This is a genomic window from Campylobacter devanensis (assembly GCF_002139915.1).
Lineage (GTDB): Bacteria > Campylobacterota > Campylobacteria > Campylobacterales > Campylobacteraceae > Campylobacter > Campylobacter devanensis.
This window is the reverse complement of sequence record NZ_CP018788.1, coordinates 64,292-88,964: the sequence shown is the minus strand read 5'-3', so window position 1 is coordinate 88,964 and position 24,673 is coordinate 64,292. Positions and strand designations below refer to the sequence as shown.

Annotated in this window: 18 protein-coding genes, 1 tRNA gene and 3 rRNA genes; 1 reads left to right on the top strand and 21 read right to left on the bottom strand. The window is 34.6% G+C overall.

What is annotated here, in order from left to right; translation table 11 throughout:
- Window positions 1-28 precede the first annotated feature (28 nt).
- The 13 genes from CIGN_RS00480 to CIGN_RS00430 all read right to left on the bottom strand — a co-directional run bounded on the left by CIGN_RS00480 (window position 29) and on the right by CIGN_RS00430 (window position 13,810).
- On the bottom strand, window positions 29-433 hold the full coding sequence (locus tag CIGN_RS00480; RefSeq protein ID WP_086301929.1) for an RDD family protein: 405 nt from the start codon (window positions 431-433) through the stop codon (window positions 29-31).
- Window positions 430-1,041, bottom strand: coding sequence for an orotate phosphoribosyltransferase (gene pyrE / locus CIGN_RS00475; RefSeq protein WP_086225448.1), 612 nt, complete (start codon window positions 1,039-1,041; stop codon window positions 430-432). Before pyrE ends, CIGN_RS00480 begins: the two co-directional genes overlap by 4 nt.
- Window position 1,042: 1 nt before the next feature.
- Window positions 1,043-1,600 carry a ribosome recycling factor gene (frr, locus tag CIGN_RS00470; protein WP_086301928.1) on the bottom strand — a complete coding sequence of 186 codons (558 nt, stop codon included), beginning with the start codon at window positions 1,598-1,600 and terminating at the stop codon, window positions 1,043-1,045.
- A gap of 10 nt (window positions 1,601-1,610) precedes the next feature.
- On the bottom strand, window positions 1,611-1,961 hold the full coding sequence (gene secG / locus CIGN_RS00465) for a preprotein translocase subunit SecG (RefSeq protein WP_086301927.1): 351 nt from the start codon (window positions 1,959-1,961) through the stop codon (window positions 1,611-1,613).
- Between the two features lie 86 nt (window positions 1,962-2,047).
- Window positions 2,048-2,737 carry a Bax inhibitor-1/YccA family protein gene (locus tag CIGN_RS00460; RefSeq protein ID WP_086225451.1) on the bottom strand — a complete coding sequence of 230 codons (690 nt, stop codon included), beginning with the start codon at window positions 2,735-2,737 and terminating at the stop codon, window positions 2,048-2,050.
- A gap of 87 nt (window positions 2,738-2,824) precedes the next feature.
- Window positions 2,825-5,386 carry an autotransporter outer membrane beta-barrel domain-containing protein gene (locus CIGN_RS00455; protein ID WP_187692242.1) on the bottom strand — a complete coding sequence of 854 codons (2,562 nt, stop codon included), beginning with the start codon at window positions 5,384-5,386 and terminating at the stop codon, window positions 2,825-2,827.
- Window positions 5,387-5,689: 303 nt separating this feature from the next.
- Window positions 5,690-5,794, bottom strand: a complete 105-nt coding sequence (locus CIGN_RS08535) for a DUF8374 domain-containing protein (RefSeq protein ID WP_491844264.1) — start codon at window positions 5,792-5,794, stop codon at window positions 5,690-5,692.
- A 16-nt stretch (window positions 5,795-5,810) separates the two neighbouring features.
- On the bottom strand, window positions 5,811-6,680 hold the full coding sequence (locus CIGN_RS00450; protein ID WP_086301925.1) for a hypothetical protein: 870 nt from the start codon (window positions 6,678-6,680) through the stop codon (window positions 5,811-5,813).
- A 189-nt stretch (window positions 6,681-6,869) separates the two neighbouring features.
- Window positions 6,870-7,046, bottom strand: coding sequence for a hypothetical protein (locus tag CIGN_RS08135; RefSeq protein WP_179187807.1), 177 nt, complete (start codon window positions 7,044-7,046; stop codon window positions 6,870-6,872).
- A 1,302-nt stretch (window positions 7,047-8,348) separates the two neighbouring features.
- A 5S ribosomal RNA gene (gene rrf / locus CIGN_RS00445) occupies window positions 8,349-8,468 on the bottom strand.
- A gap of 151 nt (window positions 8,469-8,619) precedes the next feature.
- Window positions 8,620-11,650 (bottom strand): 23S ribosomal RNA (locus tag CIGN_RS00440).
- A gap of 492 nt (window positions 11,651-12,142) precedes the next feature.
- Window positions 12,143-12,218 (bottom strand) — tRNA-Ala (locus CIGN_RS00435).
- Between the two features lie 80 nt (window positions 12,219-12,298).
- Window positions 12,299-13,810, bottom strand: a 16S ribosomal RNA gene (locus CIGN_RS00430).
- The 16S, 23S and 5S rRNA genes sit together here with 1 tRNA gene alongside, the layout of an rRNA operon.
- Before the next feature lie 365 nt (window positions 13,811-14,175).
- Between CIGN_RS00430 and cheQ the strand changes: the two genes are divergently transcribed.
- Window positions 14,176-14,652, top strand: coding sequence for a cheVAW transcriptional regulator CheQ (gene cheQ, locus CIGN_RS00425; protein WP_086234849.1), 477 nt, complete (start codon window positions 14,176-14,178; stop codon window positions 14,650-14,652).
- A 90-nt stretch (window positions 14,653-14,742) separates the two neighbouring features.
- Here cheQ and CIGN_RS08270 read toward each other — a convergent pair whose 3' ends face one another.
- The 8 genes from CIGN_RS08270 to CIGN_RS00390 all read right to left on the bottom strand — a co-directional run bounded on the left by CIGN_RS08270 (window position 14,743) and on the right by CIGN_RS00390 (window position 24,215).
- Entirely contained in the window at window positions 14,743-15,306 is a 564-nt protein-coding gene (locus tag CIGN_RS08270) for a DUF8374 domain-containing protein (protein ID WP_143297676.1), read from the bottom strand.
- 366 nt (window positions 15,307-15,672) lie between these two features.
- Window positions 15,673-16,218, bottom strand: coding sequence for a superoxide dismutase family protein (locus CIGN_RS00415; protein WP_086301923.1), 546 nt, complete (start codon window positions 16,216-16,218; stop codon window positions 15,673-15,675).
- 167 nt (window positions 16,219-16,385) lie between these two features.
- Complete coding sequence (locus tag CIGN_RS00410; protein WP_086301922.1) at window positions 16,386-19,409, bottom strand: type I restriction endonuclease subunit R; 3,024 nt, start codon at window positions 19,407-19,409, stop codon at window positions 16,386-16,388.
- A 1-nt stretch (window position 19,410) separates the two neighbouring features.
- On the bottom strand, window positions 19,411-20,412 hold the full coding sequence (locus CIGN_RS00405; protein ID WP_236844760.1) for a virulence RhuM family protein: 1,002 nt from the start codon (window positions 20,410-20,412) through the stop codon (window positions 19,411-19,413).
- A gap of 47 nt (window positions 20,413-20,459) precedes the next feature.
- Entirely contained in the window at window positions 20,460-21,590 is a 1,131-nt protein-coding gene (locus CIGN_RS00400; protein ID WP_202819623.1) for a restriction endonuclease subunit S, read from the bottom strand.
- A 3-nt stretch (window positions 21,591-21,593) separates the two neighbouring features.
- Complete coding sequence (locus tag CIGN_RS00395) at window positions 21,594-23,153, bottom strand: type I restriction-modification system subunit M (protein ID WP_491844263.1); 1,560 nt, start codon at window positions 23,151-23,153, stop codon at window positions 21,594-21,596.
- Window positions 23,129-23,254 carry a hypothetical protein gene (locus CIGN_RS08385; protein WP_257789252.1) on the bottom strand — a complete coding sequence of 42 codons (126 nt, stop codon included), beginning with the start codon at window positions 23,252-23,254 and terminating at the stop codon, window positions 23,129-23,131. Before CIGN_RS08385 ends, CIGN_RS00395 begins: the two co-directional genes overlap by 25 nt.
- Before the next feature lie 217 nt (window positions 23,255-23,471).
- Window positions 23,472-24,215 carry a carbonic anhydrase gene (locus CIGN_RS00390; RefSeq protein ID WP_181892504.1) on the bottom strand — a complete coding sequence of 248 codons (744 nt, stop codon included), beginning with the start codon at window positions 24,213-24,215 and terminating at the stop codon, window positions 23,472-23,474.
- Window positions 24,216-24,673: the final 458 nt, after the last annotated feature.

Below are 24,673 nucleotides of genomic sequence, written 5' to 3'. Positions count from 1 at the left end.
AAGATAAATAAACTCTTAATATCTAAATTTAGCCTTTTTGTACAACGATTGTCCCGGCTAAAAGATCATGCAAATTTCGCTTATCTCTCCTAAAAAAGCAAAAAAATGATCCCCCTATAATAAAGGTAGTTATAAAGAAAAAGTATCTAAGAATATAGATAATCAAATTAGCCTTTTTGCCATTTAGGCCAACTAGGTAGATCCCTTGTGCCTTATACCCAGGACTTTGGGCCTTAAAAGCAAAAAACATAGACTGAATAAAACCAAAAACTAACCAAACCAAAAATATAGCTAGTTGATTACTTTGAAATTCATCTTTGCCGCTTAAAACTACATAAGTCATTATATACAAAAGAGGGGCAGCGATAAAGAACATATCCATAATAAATGCCTTTACCCTGCTAAAAATATTTGCGGCTATAGCCTTACTCATGCGTTTCCACGGCTCCCAGGCTTGAATGCTTTTGAGCCATTTTTACACAATGGACAAGACTCTGGCGGATAAATTTCAAATTCGAAATTCCCAAGAGCAAAAAGCGGTTTATCAGCTGGGAGCTTACAGCTATCTTTTCTCTCATTATTTAATCCACTAACAGAGCAAAATCCTCGATTTGCAAGCGCCGCAAACCCTACTACAACGCCACCTAAACTCTCAATAATCTTAGCACTTTCTAAGGCTGAGCCTCCAGTAGTTATTATATCTTCGCATATTATAAATCTCTCGCCCTCTTTTACGCTAAATCCACGCCTAAGGCTCATCACGCTATCAACTCTTTCAGTAAAGATAAATCTCTTTTTACCGGCACGAGCTAGCTCATATCCGGCCAAAATTCCACCAAGCGCAGGCGAACAAACACTATCAAATTCAACCCCAGCCTCAGCAATTTTAGCAAATAACTTATCGCACAAAACGCCTGTTAAAATCGGATCTTCTAAAACCTTTGCACTTTGTAGATAAAATTGCGAGTGGTTACCACTACTTAGTAAAAAATGTCCCTCTAAATATGCTCCAGCATCTTTGTAAATTTGTTCTAAATTCATATCAAACCTTTAAAAGTTCAGCTTCTTTATCTTTTACTATTTGTTCTACTTTGGTGATATAATTATCGGTAATTTTTTGTACCTCATCATAGCCTTTTTTAATCTCATCTTCGCTTAGAGTTTTATCTTTTTCTATTTTTTTGATATCATCATTAGCATCTTTGCGAATGTTTCTAATAGCTACTTTTGCTTTTTCGCCCATAGCTTTTGCCTCTTTGGCATTTTTTTGACGATCTTCAGTTGTCATAGGAGGGAAGAATAGCTTAACGCTCTCGCCATCGTTATTTGGATTTACGCCAATATTTGCAGCTTGGATCGCCGCAGTGATAGTTTTTAGCATAGATTTTTCCCATGGAGTGATGGTAATTGTGCTAGCATCAGTAGCCAAAACGGTGGCAACTTGATTTAATGGAGTAGAGCTTCCATAGTAATCTACATGTACATGATCTAAGATATTAATACTTACCTTACCTGTGCGAAGTATTGCAAAATCACGCTTTAGAGCCTCTAGCGCTTTGTCGTTGTGTAGTTTTTGGTTGTTGTAAATTTCATTTAGCATATCTATCCTTTTAGTTGGCTGTTGTGTTATTTTCAGCTGTTGGTGCCGCTGGTGCTGTAGGTATTATGTTGGTATTTGGGGCTTGCGGTGCTTGGATTGAGTCAAATTTAACACTATCAACTACAGAATCACGCAAAGATTGATTATATGTATATCCAAGGGCTATGGTATTAACAACAAACAAAAACCCCATAAAAAATGTAAATTTAGCCAAAAATCCAGCTGGACCCTTAGCGCCAAATAGACTCTCATTACTTCCGCTATAAGCTCCAAGACCCATAGAAGCACTCTTTTGTAGTAATATGACAATAGTCAAAATCACTGCTAGCAAAACTTGTATAATAAGAAGAATTGAACTCACGAGTATCCTTTGATTGGTGTAATTAGCTCGTGATTATAGCAAAAAAAGTTAAAAATTTAGTTAAGCCACCACAGCGGTGGCTCTGATTATTCTCGGTTAAATATACCAAGAAGATTAAGAAGAGAGATAAATAAATTTAAAATATCAAGATATAGAGAAACTGCGGCAAGCACAGGGCTATCATATCCGCCACGCAAAATCATCTGAGTATCATATAAGATATATGCGCTAAATAGTATCGCACCAACTGCTGAAATGATAGTAGCTAACATTGTGCTTTGGAAGAATAAATTCAAAAGTCCAGCAACCACAATCACAATTAATGTGATAAATAGCATTTTACCCATTGATGAAAAATCACGCTTAGTATTAAAAGCAAAGATAGTTAGCCCACCAAAAGCCACAGTAGTCATCAAAAATGCTTGAGTGATGATATGCCCCATACCAGCACCGATATAGGTATTAAGCACTGGGCCAAGAGTAAGACCGCTTACAAATGTAAATCCAAATAGCAAAAATAGAGCTAGAGTTGGATTTTTGCGTGTAAAAAATAGCCCAAAAAGCATTCCAAGCTCAAGGATTAAAAGCATCCAACTAAAGCTTTTGACATAATCAACGCCGATATATGCACCCACAGTTGCCGCTAGAAGCGAAGCACTAAGAAGCTGATAAGTTTGCTTGACAAAAGTCGCTCTAGCGCTAAAAGATTGCTCACTCTCATAAGTGCGACTAAACTCATTTTGTTGCGATGAGAGATTTCTATTATATAGACTCATTTTTCCTCCAATTTAAATTTGCGTATAAGTCTAGCAAAATAAATTTAACACTAAATAAAAATTTAAAAATATCTCACTCTACCCAGCTTAAAATGAATATCTAGCATTTAAGTTTACAGCTAAGTCTGTATCATAATCACCAAATGCAGATTTTTCTAAAGTTAAGCCAATTCTTAAATTCTCACTAGCTACCATATTTAGACCCAAATTCATAAGCATTCTAGAGTCTTTATTATTGTTTTTAGCGCTATCGCCATCTATTATAATCTCAGCATTTTTTACCATCTCCCATTGATAGCTAAGCCCACCAAGCGCATAAGCTCTAATCTTGCCTAGCCAAACCTCTCTAGCAAAGTTAAATCCAGCCCTACCAACTAGCAAATCAGAGTCTTTAATCTCCATTTCAAATCCATTGCTATTTAGAGTTACGCCACTAGTGTTGAGATAGACAAATTCAGCTTGAGGCTCGATATAAAAATTATCAAAATCAAATCTATATCCAAATTCTCCACCCAAATAAAGCGAGTTTGTATTATAATCTGTATCCAAAAAGCTCAAACTCATATTTGGGAAGTTATAATCCATTTTATGGTTATTTCTTGTGTATTTTGCGATGGCATCCACATACCAGCCATTATCAAATACTCCAGAGATATAAAATCCACCGCCGATTGTTTTGACATCGCCTTTTGCGTTATCGCCATCTATATCGCTACTTGTGTGAGTTACTGTAATACCGCTAAAAATAGAGCCGCTTGAAATTTGGCTTTGTTTATCAAAACCAGCTTGAACATGGGTAAATTTATTTTCAAATCCATCACTACTGCCCTGTCCACCCAAAATCCTAGCCCAGCTACCAGCAGTTGCGTTAATGCCTCTTAGCTCACCCATCCTTTTATTTAGGTTATTGATATCGGCGTAGTTTATATCCATACTTAGCTTAGAAGCGTCGTTGGCTTCTTTTAAAGCTGCTTGGTTTGTAGATTTGGTTATCTCTATGCCACCATTATCATTTTTGGTAATTTTGTAATTAACCAAGCCTCTATTCATTACAAGCGGAGTGCTTAAATTTGGGTTATATAAGGCTATATCTTTGCCGTTTTTTTGGATTTTGTATATGGTTGTATCGCCTATTGTTTCTAAGGCTAGATTAAGCTCACTATGCTTATTTATCTCATTTTGGACAGATTGAGTAATTAAATTTGCGCCACTTTCGCTAGAGATACCATCTTGATTATTTGAATTTCCTGAATTTCCAGTGTTGCTTGAATTTCCGCTGTTGCTTTGGTTGCCGTTATTTTGACTACCTGAATTTCCAGTATTTCCAGAATTTTCGGTGCTACTTGAGCTTTGATTGTTGGAATTTTGATTGCCGTTATTATTTGAGCCTTGGTTATTAGAATTTCCGGCGTTGTTGTTACCATTTTCTGGAGCTGTGCTACCACTACCGGTATTACCTTGATTTGTGTTTTGGTTACCGGTAGAGCCTTGATTACTTGAATTTCCTGAATTTTCGGTGTTGCTTGAATTTCCGCTGTTGCTTTGGTTGCCGCTATTTTGGCTACCTGAATTTTCAGTATTTCCAGAATTTTCAGTGTTATTTGAGCCTTGATTGTTGGAATTTTGATTGCCGTTATTATTTGAGCCTTGGTTATTAGAATTTCCGGTGTTGTTGTTACCATTTTCTGGAGTTGTGCTACCACTACCGGTATTACCTTGATTTGTGTTTTGGTTACCGGTAGAGCCTTGATTACTTGAATTTCCTGAATTTTCGGTGTTGCTTGAATTTCCGCTGTTGCTTTGGTTGCCGTTATTTTGGCTACCTGAATTTTCAGTATTTCCAGAATTTTCGGTGTTGCTTGAGCCTTGATTGCCTTCATTAGTTGAAATTCCGCAAGCCCACTCACTACCAGGTAAAACGCTCAATAAGCAATCTTTTCTATTAGAGCTATCTACATATGTGCCGTTATTTCTAGCTTCATCTATACTTAGATATGTAATACTATAAATCTCATAAAGATCGGTGACATAAGTATTAGTGCTAGATACATAATAGCTATAAAGAAAGCGGAAAGTTTCATTGCCCTTATTATCAGGGGCGTAGTTGCCTATAACCTCTCTTAAAGTGAGTTGGCCAGCCTTATCTTTGACAGAGTCGCTCACATAGCCTTTTTTGATCTTGCCAGTTTTCTCATCGACTTCAATCCCCCAAAGCGTAACCGTGTGAGTATCATCAGTAAGCGCAGCTACGACCTTGCCTGTTTGGAAATTTTCTATCAAAGATTTTGTGATACCTTCACTTTGATAGTTATATCTCTCAGTCCAAAATGGCGCTCCACTAATCTTCGTTGGACCATACTCTCTTTCTAAATATGTTGGATTATTATTATTTTCGTAGATTTTGAAATTTGGCGCAAACTCTTGAAGATAATAGATCATCCCACGATACGGCTGTAATCCGCCTTGAATATGTGGATATTTCTGATAAAACCAATCCGTGATAGCTTCATTACCTTGCGGTGCGCCTTCTTTTAAATTTAGATCAATGCCTACATTTTGTTGCCACCAGCCAAGAGTGTTACCAGCTACGGCGCCCCAACATTGATTTGGATGCTGCAAATACGCACTCCAACCACTACTTATATTCACTCCACTAGCCCAAAACTGATTCGCTGATAGAGATGAGCAAGTACATGCTAATATAATGATTTTTGAAACTTTAGAATTCATCGTACCTCACATTTCAATTTAAATATATTTATTTTGGATGTTTATATTCTAACATAAAATAAATTTAATATGCGATAAAGATTTAAGTGAATTTGATTTTAGTTAATAGAAATTTAGAACAAATTTGGTGAAATTTTTAAAAATTTAGCTTGCAATAATAAAAACTACGCCAAATTTGTCATTGCAAGCCTTGCATTATAAATCATATTTTCTAAATTTATTTTATATATTAGATTTATCTTTATTTTTATGTTCTTTTTTAATTTTCATAGCTTCAAATATAAATTTAATATATCCACCTTTATACCAGTTTTTATTGGCTTTTATTAGAGCCTGACCTAGTTTATAGCTTTTGTGGCGTATTTTTGTTTAATTGTGATAAGATTTGAGCCTCAGTTTTTTTGATAATTTGCGACGTTAGAACACTATCAATATATTTAACAATATTTGGATAAAGATGACCTATATACTCATCTATAAACTCCATAGAGTCTTTGAAAAATACTATATTTGGTATCAGATAAGAGCGATCTATATCTTTATCAATCTCTATATCTATATCGGTCGAGATAACGCTTAAATCAAACAGCTTCATCTTTGGGTTTGGTTTGCATAAAAAGAAGGCTATAAGATTGAAGTATGGAAGAATAATTTTATAAGGTTTTTCTAAATGAGAATTTATATAAAATTCAGTATTATCCAAATTCTCATCATTAAATTTAACTATAAGATTACTATCAACTTTTGGTTCGGCTTGAATTTTGCAAAATATATTAAATTTTGAAGTTGGTTTAACAATACCATTATTTTTATTTCTTAAATGGATAGAGGCGCAATGCGCAGTAGCAATTCCAAAACCTAACTTTGTTATCTCTCCACTATTTTCTAAATTCCAGCTATGCATTCCAATAATTTCATATCCATCACAATTATTAAATGATAAACTATTCCCTTTTTCTAAACGATAAACAATTTCATTATACATAGAATTATTAGGATTGAAAATCTTAAAATTACCATTTCTTTGCATATTTTCTGGTGTTACTATTTTAAATTCAGGCATATTAATATCAAATGATTTTTTAGAAATTTTAAATATATCAATATTTTTAGCAATCTCTTTACCAACATTTCTATTTACTACTGCTAGCTGATGAGCGCCAAATTTATTACCAAACTGAATTATTTCACTATTTTGATAGTACTCTTGCATATTAATAATATTAACCCGTAATAATTGGCTAAAAATCTATGCATATTAATAACTATTTGATAATTTTTAAATCTGTATGGTAAAATTAATATACAAACTGGTCTATTAAAAGTATATAGAGTTGCATATAAATATTGTAAATTTTTAAAAATTATACCCAATGAGAGATTTTATCTAATATTATGATTATCAATCTGCATTTTGGACAGCTTCTTGATTTTTCTCTCGTTTTAGCTCATATAGATTTTGAAGGCTTGTTGTACCTCCTAAAGCTAAATTTATCACATTTGCATACTCTTTTAACACTTTTTGTAAGCCATTTACCATTACAGAGTTACTACCACCTAGTAAAACGATATTTTTCATTTAATTAATTTCCTAAATTCGATTTGCAATCGGCAGGATATCAAAAAAAACGAGATTAGAAAAATAGATTAATTAATTAATTTATTTAATATTATATTTATATAAATTATTTTATTGTAAATTTCAGTTTTTGATGTAGCTCTAAATTTAAAACTTATACGGATTGATATTCAAATAAAAAATAAAACAATCTTTTTAAATAACTTTATGCTGATAAAAATCATTATTATTTTTATACTTTTCTAATTATAAGCATTAAATTTATTATCAATAATATTTATTTTATCAGATTTCTTATACAGTTCAAAGCAGATTAGTTATTGTTAGCAATTTTATTAAAATATAGATAATTGCCGCTTTTAGTTTGAGATATGATAATTTTATTTTCATTATCGTTTTTGACTACTTTGTAGTTTTGAGATGTTTTTTCTTTATCATAATAGTATCCATTGTTAATTAAAATTCTATCAAGTGGTAATTTTTTAATATCTTGGTTTATGTTTTATCCATATTATTTATCCTTCAATTATTAAAAAGATAGAGTTTAAGAAAAATTAGTAGATAATAATATAATTATATTATGGGGATTATGCCATAGGGTGGTACCCCTACGGCAAATTTTCTATCTCCATAGAGAGAAGATATCGATATATGTCATTTGCATTCATCGTAATTATACAACTTTGTATAATCGTTGTCAAGGCTTACTAGCCTTGCCCCACGAAAGTGGGGATGCAATCCCCTATGGCTAGATCATTTATACTACTCTTGCTTTACTTATAACTTCAACAAGTTTTTGGTATTTTTACTTTTTTATAGTAATACTCTTCTTTTACATGGAAAGTTCTAAGATTATCATTGCTTCTAAAAAATCTTTCACCACTCATAAATCCTTTACTATCACAATCATAAGAGTAACTTCTTGTCTCATAGTAGTATCTATCATTAGGATTGAATTTGCATTATATAAAACAAGACAGCATTTGCAAGCATTATATTTTCTAAAAAGATGAGTTACTTTGAGTTAGCTGCAAAATACTTGATTATAAAGGTTTAAATGAAACATATAAATCATATGCAAAGTACTTACCAAAAAATACTACAAATATAGCAGTATTTTTGTAAAAACACTAAAACATCTAAGCTTAACAACTTATAATAATAAAATATCCAAGAATTAATAAATTAGTTAAAAGATATAAAAATAAAAAGCGATTTATACCATTTCATCTATTAAGGTAAAAACAAATAAATACTAAAACTATAGATTAATAAATATAAGATACAAAGAATAAAAAACAAAGCTCGCAGCAACCTACTTTTCCAGCATCCCAGTAAGGGAGAGTATCATCGGCCATGAAAAGCTTAGCTTCTTGGTTCGAGATGGAGCAAGGCGTTTCCTAATCATGTATAGCCACGAGCAGTGTTAAATAAAATATCATATCAATAAAGATAATATCTTATTTAACACTGCTTAGAGTATTAAAGCTAAAAATCACTAAGTTTAATATCTAAAAATATTTTAAAAAACCTAAAAGGATTATATTTATCCTTAACAAGGAAGTGATGCTTATAAGATAAGCAAACGAGCTATTAGTACTGGTCAGCTAAAGGACTCTCATCCATTACACACCCAGCCTATCAAACTAGTAGTCTACTAGAGCTCTTAAAAGAAGATTCATCTTGGAGTTGGCTTCGAGCTTAGATGCTTTCAGCTCTTATCACATCCCGGCTTAGCTACTCAGCGATGCTCTTGGCAGAACAACTGATACACCAGTGGCCAGTTCGACTCGGTCCTCTCGTACTAGAGTCAACTCTCCTCAATCTTCTTACGCCCACGGCAGATAGGGACCGAACTGTCTCACGACGTTCTGAACCCAGCTCGCGTACCGCTTTAAATGGCGAACAGCCATACCCTTGGGACCTGCTCCAGCCCCAGGATGCGATGAGCCGACATCGAGGTGCCAAACCTCCCCGTCGATGTGAGCTCTTGGGGGAGATCAGCCTGTTATCCCCGGGGTACCTTTTATCCTTTGAGCGATGGCCCTTCCACACAGAACCACCGGATCACTAAGACCGACTTTCGTCTCTGCTTGACATGTACGTCTCGCAGTTAAGCTGGCTTATGCCTTTATACTCTACGAACGATTTCCAACCGTTCTGAGCCAACCTTTGTAAGCCTCCGTTACACTTTGGGAGGCGACCGCCCCAGTCAAACTACCCACCAGACATTGTCCTACCTAAGGATAACTTAGGCTAGTTAGCTACCCAAATAAAGAAGAGTGGTATCTCAACAATGGCTCACCATAAACCAGAGTCTATGGATCAAAGCCTCCCACCTATCCTGCGCATCTTTATCCAAATAGCAGTGTCAAGCTGTAGTAAAGGTCCACGGGGTCTTTCCGTCTTGCCGCGGGTAGGAGGAATTTTCACCTCCACTACAATTTCACTGGATCCCTCTTTGAGACAGCTCCCATCTCGTTACGCCATTCATGCAGGTCGGTATTTAACCGACAAGGAATTTCGCTACCTTAGGACCGTTATAGTTACGGCCGCCGTTTACTCGGGCTTCGATCAAGAGCTTCGCTAATGCTAACCCCATCAATTAACCTTCGAGCACCGGGCAGGCGTCACACCCTATACATCCTCTTACGAGTTAGCAGAGTGCTGTGTTTATGGTAAACAGTCGGGAGGGACTCTTTGTTGTAACCTTCTTTGCTTTGGGAGTAAATCTTAATACAAAGTTAGGCACACCTTATACCGAAGATACGGTGCTATTTTGCAGAGTTCCTTAAAGAGAGTTCTTCCACGCGCCTTAGAATACTCATCCCACCCACCTGTGTCGGTTTACGGTACGGGCAATTATTACTAAACTTAGAAACTTTTCTTGGCTCGATAGTATCATGGATTCTCCATCTACTCCGAAGAGCGTCAAGAGCCTTTGAGGTCTCGGATAGAGAGTTACGGATTTGCCTATAACTCAACCTACACCCTTAGACTAGCACTTCCATCCGCTAGCTCCACTAACTTTAAGCGTCCTTCCATCGCACATAATAATTGGTATTGGAATATTAACCAATTTTCCATCGCATACCCCTTTCGGACTTTGCTTAGGACCCGACTAACCCTACGATGACGAGCATCGCGTAGGAAACCTTGGGTTTACGGCGAAAGGGATTCTCACCCCTTTTATCGCTACTCATGCCTGCATGCTCACTTCTATCCGCTCCAGCACTCCTTACCGGTATACCTTCAACGCTGAATAGAACGCTCTCCTACCACTTGCACTTAATTCTAACTACTTCTAATTATTTTAGCTAAACTATTTTCTCATAATTTAATTTATATGAGTGCAATTAAATTATAAGAAATATAACTTAAAAGCTCATAGCCAAATTTATAATTAGAATTAAGTGCAAGTCTAAAGCTTCGGTACTCATTTTAGCCCCGTTATATTTTCCGCGCAGAATCACTAGACCAGTGAGCTATTACGCTTTCTTTAAAGGATGGCTGCTTCTAAGCCAACCTCCTGGTTGTTTCAGTAACTCCACATCGTTTTCCACTTAAATGAGATTTAGGGACCTTAGCTGTTAGTCTGGGTTGTTCCCCTCTCGACGACGGATTTTATCACTCGCCGCCTGACTGCTGTGATTACACTTTGCGCATTCGGAGTTTGATAGGGTTTGGTACATTGGTGTATGCCCTAGCCCATTCAGTGCTCTACCTCACAAAGTTACTACACAACGCTATACCTAAATATATTTCGGAGAGAACCAGCTATCACGATGTTTGATTGGCCTTTCACCCCTATCCACAAGTCATCAGGAGCCTTTTCAACGGCCGTCTGTTCGGTCCTCCACTGGCTCTTACACCAGTTTCAACCTGCTCATGGATAGATCACATCGTTTCGGGTCTGCAGCATCTGACTATACGCCCTATTAAGACTCGCTTTCGCTACGGCTCCGGGTTTCCTTAACCTCGCCAGACACCACAACTCGCAGGCTCATTATGCAAAAGGCAGTCCATCACCCTGATAAATCATAGGGCTCTGAATGATTGTAAGCAAATGGTTTCAGGTTCTATTTCACTCTGATCACCTCAGTTCTTTTCACCTTTCCCTCACGGTACTTGTGCACTATCGGTCTAGTAGTAGTATTTAGGGTTGGATAGTGGTCTACCCAGCTTCAGACAGGATTACACGTGTCCCGCCCTACTCAGGATACTGCTAAGTATAAACGCACTTTCATATACGGGAGTATCACCCTCTATGCTTAAGTTTTCCAACTTATTCTATTAGATTGTTTAAGTCTATATTGCAGTCCTACAACCCCACTAGCAAGCTAGTGGTTTGCCCTCTTACGCTTTCGCTCGCCGCTACTAGCGTAATCTCGTTTGATTTCTTTTCCTATTGGTACTAAGATGTTTCAATTCCCAACGTTCGCTCCGCATTGCGGTAGTACATATCACTATATACTGGGTTGCCCCATTCAGAAATTCCCGGATCAAAGCCCCTTGACGGCTCCCCGAGACTTATCGCAGCCTGGCACGTCTTTCATCGCCTCTACTAGCCAAGGCATCCACCATTTGCCCTTAGTAGCTTACCTTTTTTTAATTAGATTATTGATATTCTAATTCGCATCACTTCCTTGTTAAAGATAAAGTCTAGTAGATATAAATTAAATAGATAAATATAAATATAAAAATAAACTATTTAATTATTTAAGAATTAATTACTTAATTCTTGTTAATCTGTTTAGATTTATAGTATTTGAATTTAAATTTAATAAGACGGAAAGTATTAACTACTATTAAGTAAGTTTTAAAGCTTAATAGATTGTGAAGTTAATATTTATAAACTATATCTTTTATATTATTGGGATAACAGTGTTTGATATAGAATATTTGAAATTAAACTAAATTCAAAGCTCTAACAAGTCCTGTAAAATTGTTTTAAATATTAAAACTTGATTGTGACTTTTAACAATGGTAATTTAAGTAACTTTAGACTAAAGTCTAATCAGAAAGTTTAAGCTAAACTCTCTGATTAGACTTTGATAATAAATTTTATATTATTGCTATCTTTTAAATTTAAACTATGGTGGAGAATAGCGGGATCGAACCGCTGACCTCCTGCGTGCAAAGCAGGCGCTCTCCCAGCTGAGCTAATTCCCCTTGTCAATCTCTCAAACCTAAACAAGTGTGATTGAGATATATTGAAGTGATAATTGTGAGATTATCACTTTGTACTCTAGAAAGGAGGTGATCCAACCGCAGGTTCTCCTACGGTTACCTTGTTACGACTTCACCCCAGTCGCTGATTCCACTGTGGGCGGTAGCTAGTTTAGCATTCCGACTTCGAGTGAAATCAACTCCCATGGTGTGACGGGCGGTGAGTACAAGACCCGGGAACGTATTCACCGTAGCATGGCTGATCTACGATTACTAGCGATTCCGGCTTCATGCTCTCGAGTTGCAGAGAACAATCCGAACTGGGACATATTTTATAGATTTGCTCCATCTCACGATATTGCGTCTCATTGTATATGCCATTGTAGCACGTGTGTCGCCCTGGGCATAAGGGCCATGATGACTTGACGTCGTCCACACCTTCCTCCTCCTTACGAAGGCAGTATATTTAGAGTGCTCAGCCAAACTGTTAGCAACTAAATACGTGGGTTGCGCTCGTTGCCGGACTTAACCGAACATCTCACGACACGAGCTGACGACAGCCGTGCAGCACCTGTCTCTAAGTTCTAGCAAGCTAGCACCCTCTTATCTCTAAGAGGTTCTTAGGATATCAAGCCCAGGTAAGGTTCTTCGCGTATCATCGAATTAAACCACATGCTCCACCGCTTGTGCGGGTCCCCGTCTATTCCTTTGAGTTTTAATCTTGCGACCGTACTCCCCAGGCGGTATACTTAATCCGTTAGGTGCATTACTGCCCTGACTAGCAGAGCAACAACTAGTATACATCGTTTAGGGCGTGGACTACCAGGGTATCTAATCCTGTTTGCTCCCCACGCTTTCACGCATTAGCGTCAGTTGAGTTCTAGCAGATCGCCTTCGCAATGGGTATTCTTGGTGATCTCTACGGATTTTACCCCTACACCACCAATTCCATCTGCCTCTCCCTCACTCTAGATTATCAGTTTCTCAAGCAGTTTAATGGTTAAGCCATTAGATTTCACAAAAGACTTGATAATCCGCCTACGCGTCCTTTACGCCCAGTGATTCCGAGTAACGCTTGCACCCTCCGTATTACCGCGGCTGCTGGCACGGAGTTAGCCGGTGCTTATTCCTTAGGTACCGTCAAATTTCTTCCCTAAGAAAAGGAGTTTACGCTCCGAAAAGTGTCATCCTCCACGCGGCGTTGCTGCTTCAGGGTTTCCCCCATTGAGCAATATTCCCTACTGCTGCCTCCCGTAGGAGTCTGGACCGTGTCTCAGTTCCAGTGTGACTGATCATCCTCTCAGACCAGTTATGCGTCATAGCCTTGGTGAGCCATTACCTCACCAACTAGCTGATACAATATAGTCTCATCCTATGCCGAAAAAACTTTCCCAACTTAACTTATGTTAAGAAGGAGTATGGAGTATTAGCAGTCATTTCTAACTGTTGTCCTCCAGCATAGGGCAGATTAACTATACATTACTCACCCGTGCGCCACTAACTCATAAGAGCAAGCTCTTACTTGTCCGTTCGACTTGCATGTATTAGGCACGCCGCCAGCGTTCACTCTGAGCCAGGATCAAACTCTCCATAAAAAATTAAAGTAGATAAACTACTTAAGTATTATGAAGTTTTAATCTAAAAACTTTATATCTGTTATATAAGTATTGAATCTATTATAATATAATAAGATTCTGGCTCAATCGATCACTTGTTTAGATTTCAAAGATTGACTATAAAAGATAGTTTAACATTATAAAAATTAAAAAAACAAAAACGATAGAGAAATGATTTAACCAAGCTTTTCAGAAGGTTAAGGTGTTTCTCAATTCGTGAGCTGGAATTATATAAGAGATATGCTTAAAATAAGATTAAATATTAGGGAAAATTCTAAAAAATTTAAAAAAATTTGCAAATTTGGTTAAAAATTTAGTAAAATTAATAAAATTTTGGAGAAAATATGATTAAATTTACCTTGCCATCAAATACTTTTTTAGATAATTATGTATTAAATTGCGAATTTGCAAACGCATGTAAACTTTCAAATGGTGCGTATAAATTCTGGAAAGGTATTGTTGCAGCAAGTTATCAAGACTCTAGAACGCTCTTTTTGCACAAAAAATCGATCCCGCAGAAATATCAATATGCAATAAATTATTGCTCTAATTTAGATGGGTTTGTGCTAGCAAGCGCATTTTGCTCATTTACAGGTATATCTAACTCGCATTTAGTAGCTTCTAATAACTCAGCTCTTCATAGCATGCTCGAGATCAAAATGGTTGATAAATTTAAATTCGTTAATCTAAAAAAACTCTATGATGATCTTGATCTTCCATATTCAGCCCATATTTATATCGAAAAGTGTAAATATTTTTCACCTACGCCATTTGAAAAGAGAATTAAAATCACTGAGACTCTTTGCTTGGGATACTACTAGTACTTACTTACTATAATTATATAGTAAAAAATTGTGTCTCTTGAATTTAATAAATTTACATTATATTTTAAGAGCAATATAAACTATTTTCTAAATTTGCCCTCTATTTCTATGCTCCTTTTTAATCCTCATAACTTCAAATATAAATTTAACATAACCACCTTTATACCAGTTTTTATTAGCCTTTATTAAAGCCTCTCCTAGTTTGTAGCTTAGATGGTTTTTCGTGTTTAGGGCTTTTTGGTAGTTTATTTCTAAGCTACTAATATCTTTTTCTTTTTGGGATAGTTTATCTTTAAGGGATTTAATCTCTAGTTCTTGTGTGGTTGGTTGTGGTGTAGGTTTTGGTGGTTCTACAGGCGCAACTGGTGTTGGTTTTATCTCTTCAAATTTTAAAGATTTAAATTTATTTTCATATTTAGGTAAAGGAATATCATAAGGCATATCTTTAAAATATGCAAAGCGATTTTTATTTTTATTGCAATATATTGCATTATATACAAATTCTAATTTTTCTTGTGCTGTGTTTAAAGAGTCTAGTTTTTCTTCAATTGCTTTAGGAGATAGGAATTCATTTTGGTTGTAGGTGTATTTGAAATCATTGTTTGGAATATAGTTATATTTATTTGTTTCTTCTAAATCCCAATTATGCACACACTCTCCTCTCCAAGAGATATTTTCTTTTACCTGTTTAATTGGATTGCCAGTATTAATAGTATTAGAATAACAAAGTTTTGTAACTACACTTTTTGTGCCAATAATGCTTCCAGAAGCAACGAATGATTTTTTGAGAAATGCTACTTCTTGTCCAACCCATACATGATCTCCTATATAAATGCTTTGAGTAGGATTGATACGTTTATTGGTAATATTGTCGTATATTAAATGTGGATCCGCATTTCTAAACCAAATCGTATGCGAGAAAAGACATTGATCTCCTATTATAATGTTTTTTCTTTTAGATAGCAGCAAAGATCTTTGTCCACGTAGAGTTTTAAGCCCTAAAAAGGGCTTAAAGGCTTATTTGATAACACCACACGCCATTCTAGCGCCGCCGCCGCCAAGTGCTTTTGGATGGTCGCTGTGATTGTCACCACCGATATGAACCATCAAAGAGTGGCCTTTTAACTCGCTTAAATCTTTGATTTTAGGAGATAAAACAGGATTTGTCGCTGTGCCATCAGCTGCTACATATAGTGCTGGTAGGTCGCCTTTGTGGCCTTTGTCATCCCAAGGTAAAGAGTGATTACCGCTATTTGTTGGATCCCAGTGGCCGCCGGCTTTCATACCTAAGCCTTTATCTGTTGCGCCGCAATCAGGATTTGCATGGACATGAAATCCGTGTAAGCCTGGCTCTAAGCCTTTAAGATCAGGGAAAAACGCCACGCCGTAATTTGTTTTAACCGCTATTACGCTACCTACTGGAGTGTTTTTGTCTTGTCCTAGTAAATCAACTTTGATCTCGACATGTTCTACGCTTTTAGGATCAAAAATTGTCATATTAGCCGCTAATAAACTAGAGCTAGCAAGCATCAAAGCAGATGCTACAAAACCAAATTTTTTCATAATTTTCCTTTAAAATTGAAGTATGATTCATTATAACCAAAAATTATTAATAAATTAAGATTTTTAATACAAAATCCAAATTTTACCTATAAAATAGCCAAACCACGCCAAAAAGTATAAATTTCACGATTTTTCGCCTTAGACCAATATCCCTTTAAAAGCCACTTTTATACGCCCAATCCAAAATATTTATCAAAGAATTTCAATAATTTTTCGATTATGGCTTGTTTTCTTTCATTTCTATTGCCGCCGTTAAATCTACCCATAGGTGGTAGTATTTTTTCTATATCTGTTCCTATTGTTTTGACTTGACCATCTCTAAAAGAGTGGTCTATAAAATTTCTCGTCTCGCTCTCTTTTAAATTTTCTTCTTTTATTAAATCTTTTAGATCGCTCTCCTTTTGTTCTTTGACAAATTTCGCCCAATCTGTCATTACATCTGTATCGGCGTTAATTTTATTGATAAATCCATCTATTAGATCTTTTTTGGATCTTAGTGACAAGCTTGCTCTAATTGCTTTATCGATTGAGCTTCGTATCTCTTGGTCTTTGCAATTTGATTTATGGTATTTTGTAACTAGCATCAAAATATAATCTATATTTACCTCTAATTGCCTTACAAGCTCCATCTCAAATACCAAATCATCTTTTATGCTTTCGCTATCTTCTGATTTTGATTTAAACTCCTCATTGAGATCTTCATATTTGCCAAGGTAATTTTGAAAATCCCCTTCGCTTAGTATCTCCATACCTTTGAATTTGTCAAATGATGATAGGATATTTCTTAGTCTTAGAATGCTACCAAAGGAGATTATAAAATCCCTTTTGGCTGATTCTCCTATGATTTGCTCGTCTGGTGGATACTTTTGGATAAGCTGGGATATTTTTTCTTCATAGCCCATAATATGCTTTTTGTCATCATCATATCCATAATAGTAATCTTCAAAAGATCTTAGCAGCACTATCCCGCTCGCATTTTTATCGCCAAATAGGGCTATAGCGTCATTTGTCTCTTCCTGTAAATCTCTAAAACATACGATATTTCCATAGGATTTTACAGAATTTAATATTCTATTTGTTCTTGAAAATGCTTGTATCAATCCATGTTGTTTTAGGTTTTTATCCACCCATAATGTATTTAGCGTAGTAGCGTCAAATCCTGTTAAAAACATATTAACAACGATTAATAAATCAACTTCTCTTTTCTTGACCTTATCGGATAGATCCTTATAATAGTCTTGAAATCCATTGCCTTCAGATGAGAAATTCGTTTTAAATTTTTTATTGTATTCGCTTATAGCAAAATCCAAAAACTCTCTTGAGCTTTTATCTAGTAGCTCCGTCTCAAATCCCTCATCATCTATTATCCCATCGACCCTGTCTTCTTCATTCGCCGCAAAAGAGAATATCGTAGCGATGGTTAAATCTTTTTGCTTTTCTTCTAACTGCTTTTTAAATTCCAAATAATATTTTTTAGCCATATCAATCGAAGCGACCGCAAACATCGAGTTAAATCCACTCATTCTTTGACCTTTTAAATCATAATATGAGCTTCTTTTTGTCTTTTGGTCAAAATGTTCTATTATATATTCAACTATTTTTTTAACCCTCTTGTCATCTGCCAATGCCCCTGCCTCATCGATCCTTGCGACTTCTTTGTCTTTTATTTCATCTTTTTTCTTAATTGTATTTACATAATCAATTCTAAATGGCAAGACATTCCCATCATTTATAGCATCCACAATAGTATAAGTATGTAGCTTATCCCCAAAGGCTTGCTCAGTGGTACAAAAATTAGGATTTGATTTATTAGTAGCATTTTTAGCAAAAATCGGCGTCCCTGTAAATCCAAATAGATGATAATTCTTAAAGCTCTTAGCTATCGATATATGCATACCACCAAACTGCGATCTATGGCACTCATCAAATATCAAAACCAAATGCTTTTGAAACGCCGGATGTTTGGGGTTTCTTTTGACAAATTCGCTTAACTTTTGGATAGTTGTAACTATGATTTTAGCGTTATCATCTTCAATCTGTTTTTGTAGTATTTTGGTATTTCTATTGCCATTTGCCGCACCCTTTTCAAACCTATCATACTCTCGCATCGTCTGATAATCCAAATCTTTTCTATCAACGACAAATAGCACCTTATCTATATAGTCTAATTTGCTTGCGAGTTGAGCGGTCTTAAATGATGTTAAGGTCTTGCCAGAGCCTGTGGTATGCCATATGTAGCCACCAGATTCTATCGTTCCCATTTTTTTATAATTTGTGCTTATTTGAATTTTATTTAGTATCCTTTCAGTGGCGGCTATTTGATATGGACGCATCACCAGCAATAACTCTTCAGCCGTAAATACGCAATATTTGGTTAATATATTTAGTATTGTATGCTTTGAAAAAAATGTCTTAGTAAAATCCACTAAATCGGGTATTGTTTTATTACTCGCATCAGCCCAGTATGAAGTAAATTCAAAGCTATTGCTTGTTTTCTTGCTTTTTGTTTGTGTTTGGGTGTTTTCTTTTATATGGCTCTCTCTTGTGGTGTTAGAATAGTATTTTGTATTTGTGCCATTTGAAATTACAAATATTTGTATATACTCATATAGCCCACTACCAGCCCAGAAGCTATCTCTTTGATATCTATTGATCTGATTAAATGCCTCTTTTAAGGCTACTCCCCGTCTTTTTAACTCTATATGAATCAAAGGCAATCCATTGACCAAAACCGACACATCATAGCGATTTTCATAGTTTCCGCCCTTTTCTACATATTGGTTAATAACTTGTAATATATTATTATGGATATTTTTCTTATCAATTAGATAGATATTTCTACTCGTTCCATCATCTTTTTTTAATACTTGGATATGATCTTCTTGGATTTTTTTGGTTTTTTGGACTATTCCATCATTGTTATTAGCGATACTATTTTTATAAAATCTATCCCATTCATTATCACTAAATTTATAATCATTTAATATCTCTAATTGAGCTCTAAGGTTACTAATAAGTGCCTTTGAATCATTGATTTTTAGATATTCATAGCCTTGCTCACTAAGCATTTTTATAAATTCATTTTCTAAGGCTGCTTCGCTTTGATAACTATCAGATTTTTTCTTTAATGGTTCATACTCAGCCACCACAGTAGCATTTGTCATTTCCATAACTATATTGTATTGATTCATATTATTTTCCCATTTTTCTTATTTGATTTTTAGCTTCTTTTTCGGCTTTTTTTAAACTTTTTATATACTCTTCTTCAACTGGGGATAGTTCGTTATTTTGGTATTTCAAATATTCGTTTTTAGCTTTTTTTAAAGCTTGTTCGTGGCTTATATTTCCCGCACCAGTTAATATTTGTCTGTTTCCAGATGTAAGCACAGAGTCTAACATTGAAATATAATCACTCATATACATTGGTTTATGTTCAAAAGCATTGATTTCTGCTAAATCAAAATAACCTGAAACTAGATTATTTAAAATTTTTAATTCATTTTCATCTAAGTAATTTTTGGCTATTTTCACATCACTCCACACAGGAAATTTGCCTTTAAAATTTTTTAATCCCATAAATTCTTTTTTGGCATCAGCTCTTTGATAAATAATCTCAGCTGCGGTATGACCATGTGTAGCATAATGTAGCTTGTTTTGTACTATTTTAAAAAATTCGATTGATTCTTCGCTTTTTGGATCATAATCAACACTAGTCGCATAAAGATCCAAAACTTGTCTATAAAGCACTTTTTCAGAAGAACGAATATCTCGAATTCTATCTAATAATTCTTTCCAATAACTCCCACCGCCATTTCCTTTTAGTCTTTCATCATCTATAGTAAAACCTTTTATCAAATACTCTTTTAACTTTTGAGTCGCCCATCTTCTAAAATTAGTTGCTACTTTGGATTTTATCCTATATCCAAGTGAAATTATCATATCTAAATTATAATATTTTACATTATAATTTTTACCATCGTTTGCAGTTGTTCGGAAAAACCGAACAACTAAATTTTCTTCAAGTTCGCCATCACTAAAAATATTTTTAATGTGTTCTGAAACATTAGATTTGCTACTATCATACAGCTTAACTAATTGCTCTTGATTAAGCCATACTGTTTCATCAATTAATCTAACATCTATTTCAGCGCTACCATCTTCTGGCGTATAGATTATAATGCTATTTTCTTCCAAAATCATCCTTTATTGTTATTGTTAATTAGCTTTTAATTCCTTAAAGGTTAGTAATTTATCTCTATAATACTCATATTGCTTTTTCTTGCTTCTATTTCAGCTGGAAGACCTTCAGAAATATCGTTACATAATTTTTCAAATTTTTCTAAAATATTTACTATCTTATTTTGTTTTTCTAATGATAGTATAGGTACTGGATACTTATTTAACATAGGTCTCCTAATAGATGTTACAGAAGAATTAAAAGCATTTTTTTGTATATAATCATAAAATGTTGACTTCATATAATAATAAAAATATTTTGAATTTACTTTATTGTTTGTTATATTAATTCTGTATGCTCTTTGATGTAATGCATATTTTCCATCAGTGTAATGAAATATTTTTCCAACTCCTACTCCATCACCTGATGTTATTATAGAATTATCATCGTACTCATAATTATTTTTATAATACACTTGTTGAGAACGAACATAAAACGGATATTGTCCATCTTCAACTGCTTCATTTGTATTACTACTACCCGTACCTATATCTGCAATTGATTCTAAACTAATAAATTCAACATCATCATTAAAATTGAATAATTCTTTTGAATAATACTCATATTGCTTTTGCCTAGCTGAAAGCTCTGCTGAAAGCAATGTGAAATTATCCAATATACGGACAATTTCACATTGCACTTCCAACGGAGGCACAGGAAATCTTAATTTTTTCATTTTTTCTAAACTAACTATTGGCATTCCTCCACCCTGATTAGCAATTCTTACACATTCTTCATCTATAATATCAAAATAATAAAAGCAAAATTTTATATTTAATTTTTCTTTGTTTTTTTCTTTTATTGATACACAAGTTAATTGCTGATTACAAACAAAGTCGTTTTTAATTAATGCGTGAATACCAATAGTTGCAGTCGTTGCAACCATTAAAGAATTTTTAGGGAATAACTTATTTTTTACTGCTTTTTTAGTAATATGCTGTATTGAATCATTTAAAATTTTCCCATTTGCTCTAATGTCTTCCATTCTATACCAAGATATATCTCCGTTTTCCCAATATTCATCATTATTTTTAGAAGGAGTATAACCATTTCTTACATCAAACAACTCTCCAATAGTTTTAAATTCCACCCCATTTGGGCATAATTTATTGATTAATTCTTCTAATTTACTCATAGATTACGCCTCGATTTCTAAAATGATTTTATCTATTTCATTGCGAAGCTCGTTCTCTCTAGCTACTATTTGGGCTATTTCATTATTTAGCTTTACTATATCTATTTTTTCTCTTGTGTCTTCTTGTTCTACATAGGTTGATACTGATAGGTTGTAGTTATTCTCTGATATCTCTTTGTTTGGGATTAATTTGGCAATGTGGTTGATATCTTTTCTATCTTTAAATATTTTAACTATATTATCTATATTTTTATCAGTTAATCTATTGTTATTAGTTATTTTGACGCACTCTTTAGAAGCGTTGATAAAGAGTGTGCTATTATCTTTTTTGCCCTTTTTTAATACCATTATACAAGTTGCTATACTTGTCCCAAAAAAGAGATTATCGGGTAGTTGGATAATCGAATCAATAAAATTATTATCGATTAGATATCTTCTAATCTTTTGTTCTGCTCCGCCTCGATATAATATCCCAGGAAAGCATACTATAGAAGCTGTGCCATTAGGTGCTAGCCAAGATAATGAGTGCATTATAAAGGCAAAATCCGCTTTTGACTTGGGTGCTAAAACTCCAGCCGGAGAGTAGCGCTCATCATTTATCAAAATGGCATTATCATCTCCAGCCCATTTGATCGAGTATGGTGGATTAGATACTATCACCTCAAATGGCTCATCATCCCAGTGTTTAGGCATGGTCAAAGTATCTTCGCAAGCTATGTTAAATTTATCATAACCAATATCGTGTAAAAACATATTAATCCTACAAAGGTTATAGGTGGTTAAATTTATCTCTTGACCATAAAAGCCATTTCTTACATTTTCTTTGCCTAAAATTTTCGCAGATTTCAAAAGCAATGACCCACTTCCACAAGCTGGGTCATAAACCTTATTAACCTCTTTTTTATCTAAAATAGCGAGTTTGGTCAGTAGCTCGCTAACCTCTTGTGGTGTGTAAAACTCTCCACCTGATTTACCAGCATTTGAAGCATACATAGACATTAAAAACTCATAAGCATCCCCAAATGCGTCTATATCATTATCCTTATAATCTAGATTTATCCCAGCTATTCCATCTAATATTTTTAGAAGTTTTTCATTTCTTTTAGCAACTGTGGTGCCTAGCTTATTGCTATTGACATCTATATCATCAAATAACCCAGAAAAGTCATCTTCACTCTGCGTGCCTTTGGCGGAGTTTTCGATATTGTTAAATATCATTTCTAAATATTCATTTAAATTATCTTTTATATTTTTCGTTTTGCCCTCGCTATCTGTAAATATAGCGCTATCGCTTTTAGCTGATTTAATCACATTACAAAACAACTCTGAAGGACGAATGAAAAATCCCTTTTCTGTAACAAGATTATCCCTTTCAAACTCAGCCTTGCTATCTTCTAAATTCGCATAATCAAAAGTGGTATCGCCTGTCGCTTCTCTCTCCCCTTCATTTATATAATTTGCTATATTTTCTGATATATATCTATAAAACATAATACCTAGCACATACTGCTTAAAATCCCAGCCATCCACTGAACCTCTCAAATCATCAGCGATGGACCATATCGCTTTATGTAACTCTTCTCTTTGGTTGGTTGCTTGCCATTTTGATTGCCTTTTAAATTTGATTTTGATAGCGTTTTTTGGCTTGTATTATATATTTTCATTAGTTAAATTACAATATTTTAATCTAATTTTGTGCGAATAGATAGGAAATTTGGCTTTTTGTGTAGCGTTTTTAGGGTTGGGTGGCGGAATTTGGATACTACGGCGGAATTTGGCAATGGTAAAAAAGAAGCCGATGGTGTTAGCGACTGATAGTAATAGGAGGCCGCCCGAATTGAGCGGTTGTTGGGTGGTGGTGATTTAAGAATGGATATAAATTTATTTAGATACTTCTAGGATTTTTCGGCCATTGATATCTTGGGTTGGGCGATTGTTTTGACCTATTATATTAGTAAAAAATTTAATCTGTTCATCTGAAGCAAAGGCGTTGCCACGATTTATTAGCCAAATCACACCCTCAGAGCATGGTGGCGTAGTAAGTGAGCCAACTAGCTCAACATAATTTTGAAGATTTTTGACTAGGTCGTTTAAGGCTAAATTCGCTAGTTTTCTACTCTCCCCAACCTTAGTAGGTGCGTCCGCCCAAATCTCTTTAATCACAGGATTTTCACCACCTTTATCAAACATAATCGCCAATACCAAAAGCTCCCCATCACTAGCCTTATGAACCAAATGAGCCACCATAGGATAGTGCTTTTTATCAAAAGTATATTCTGATGGCGTGTGAAAATGCATCTGTAAAAGCTCGAATTTTTTGTTTTGAAATGTTAGGGTGCTACCTGGATTGAAGTTCACTTGTAAAGTGTGTCCGTTATTGATAAGCTCTTTTGAGCTATTTTTATAATCAAATATAGGCTTTTGTAGCGTAGATTTCTCAGCTTGAGTTATATTAATTGGCGATTGATTTTTGCCATATTTACAGGTGCGAAATTCATCCGCCAAATCTCCCCAATGCTCTGGCGATCCATCACCGCTATAACCCCAATGTGGCGCACCATGATGAGTATTATAACCACTCGCACCAATTAAAAAACCAAAAAGCAAAATAGCTAAAAATCTCACAATTTCTCCTTAGAGTGAATTTAAAAATAATTTTAATCATATAATTAATTTAATTATATGATTAAAATTATTTAGTTATTATACTCGCCTTAAACATAAATTTTTTTTAATATTTATATTTTTATGCGTAGCGAATTTCATTAATTTAAATTTGATATTTGATTTAGCTTAATCTAGTATAAATTTGCTATTTTGCCTATTTTTATTTCATCGCCATTGAGCGATATTAAAGAGATTTTGGACTAAATTTAAAATGATTTTTGGAGGTAATTTAGAAATTTGAAAATTTATATCTAGATATTGACTTTTTGGCCTTGTAGTGGTGTGATGGCTTTTGGCTGATTATAGCATTGTATAACTTTTCATTTTAGAATTTTGTATTTTCTTTTAGGTATATTTTTGAGTGAAAAAATATCAAAATAAAAGCTTAATTTATTTCGTAATGTGATTTTAAGGTT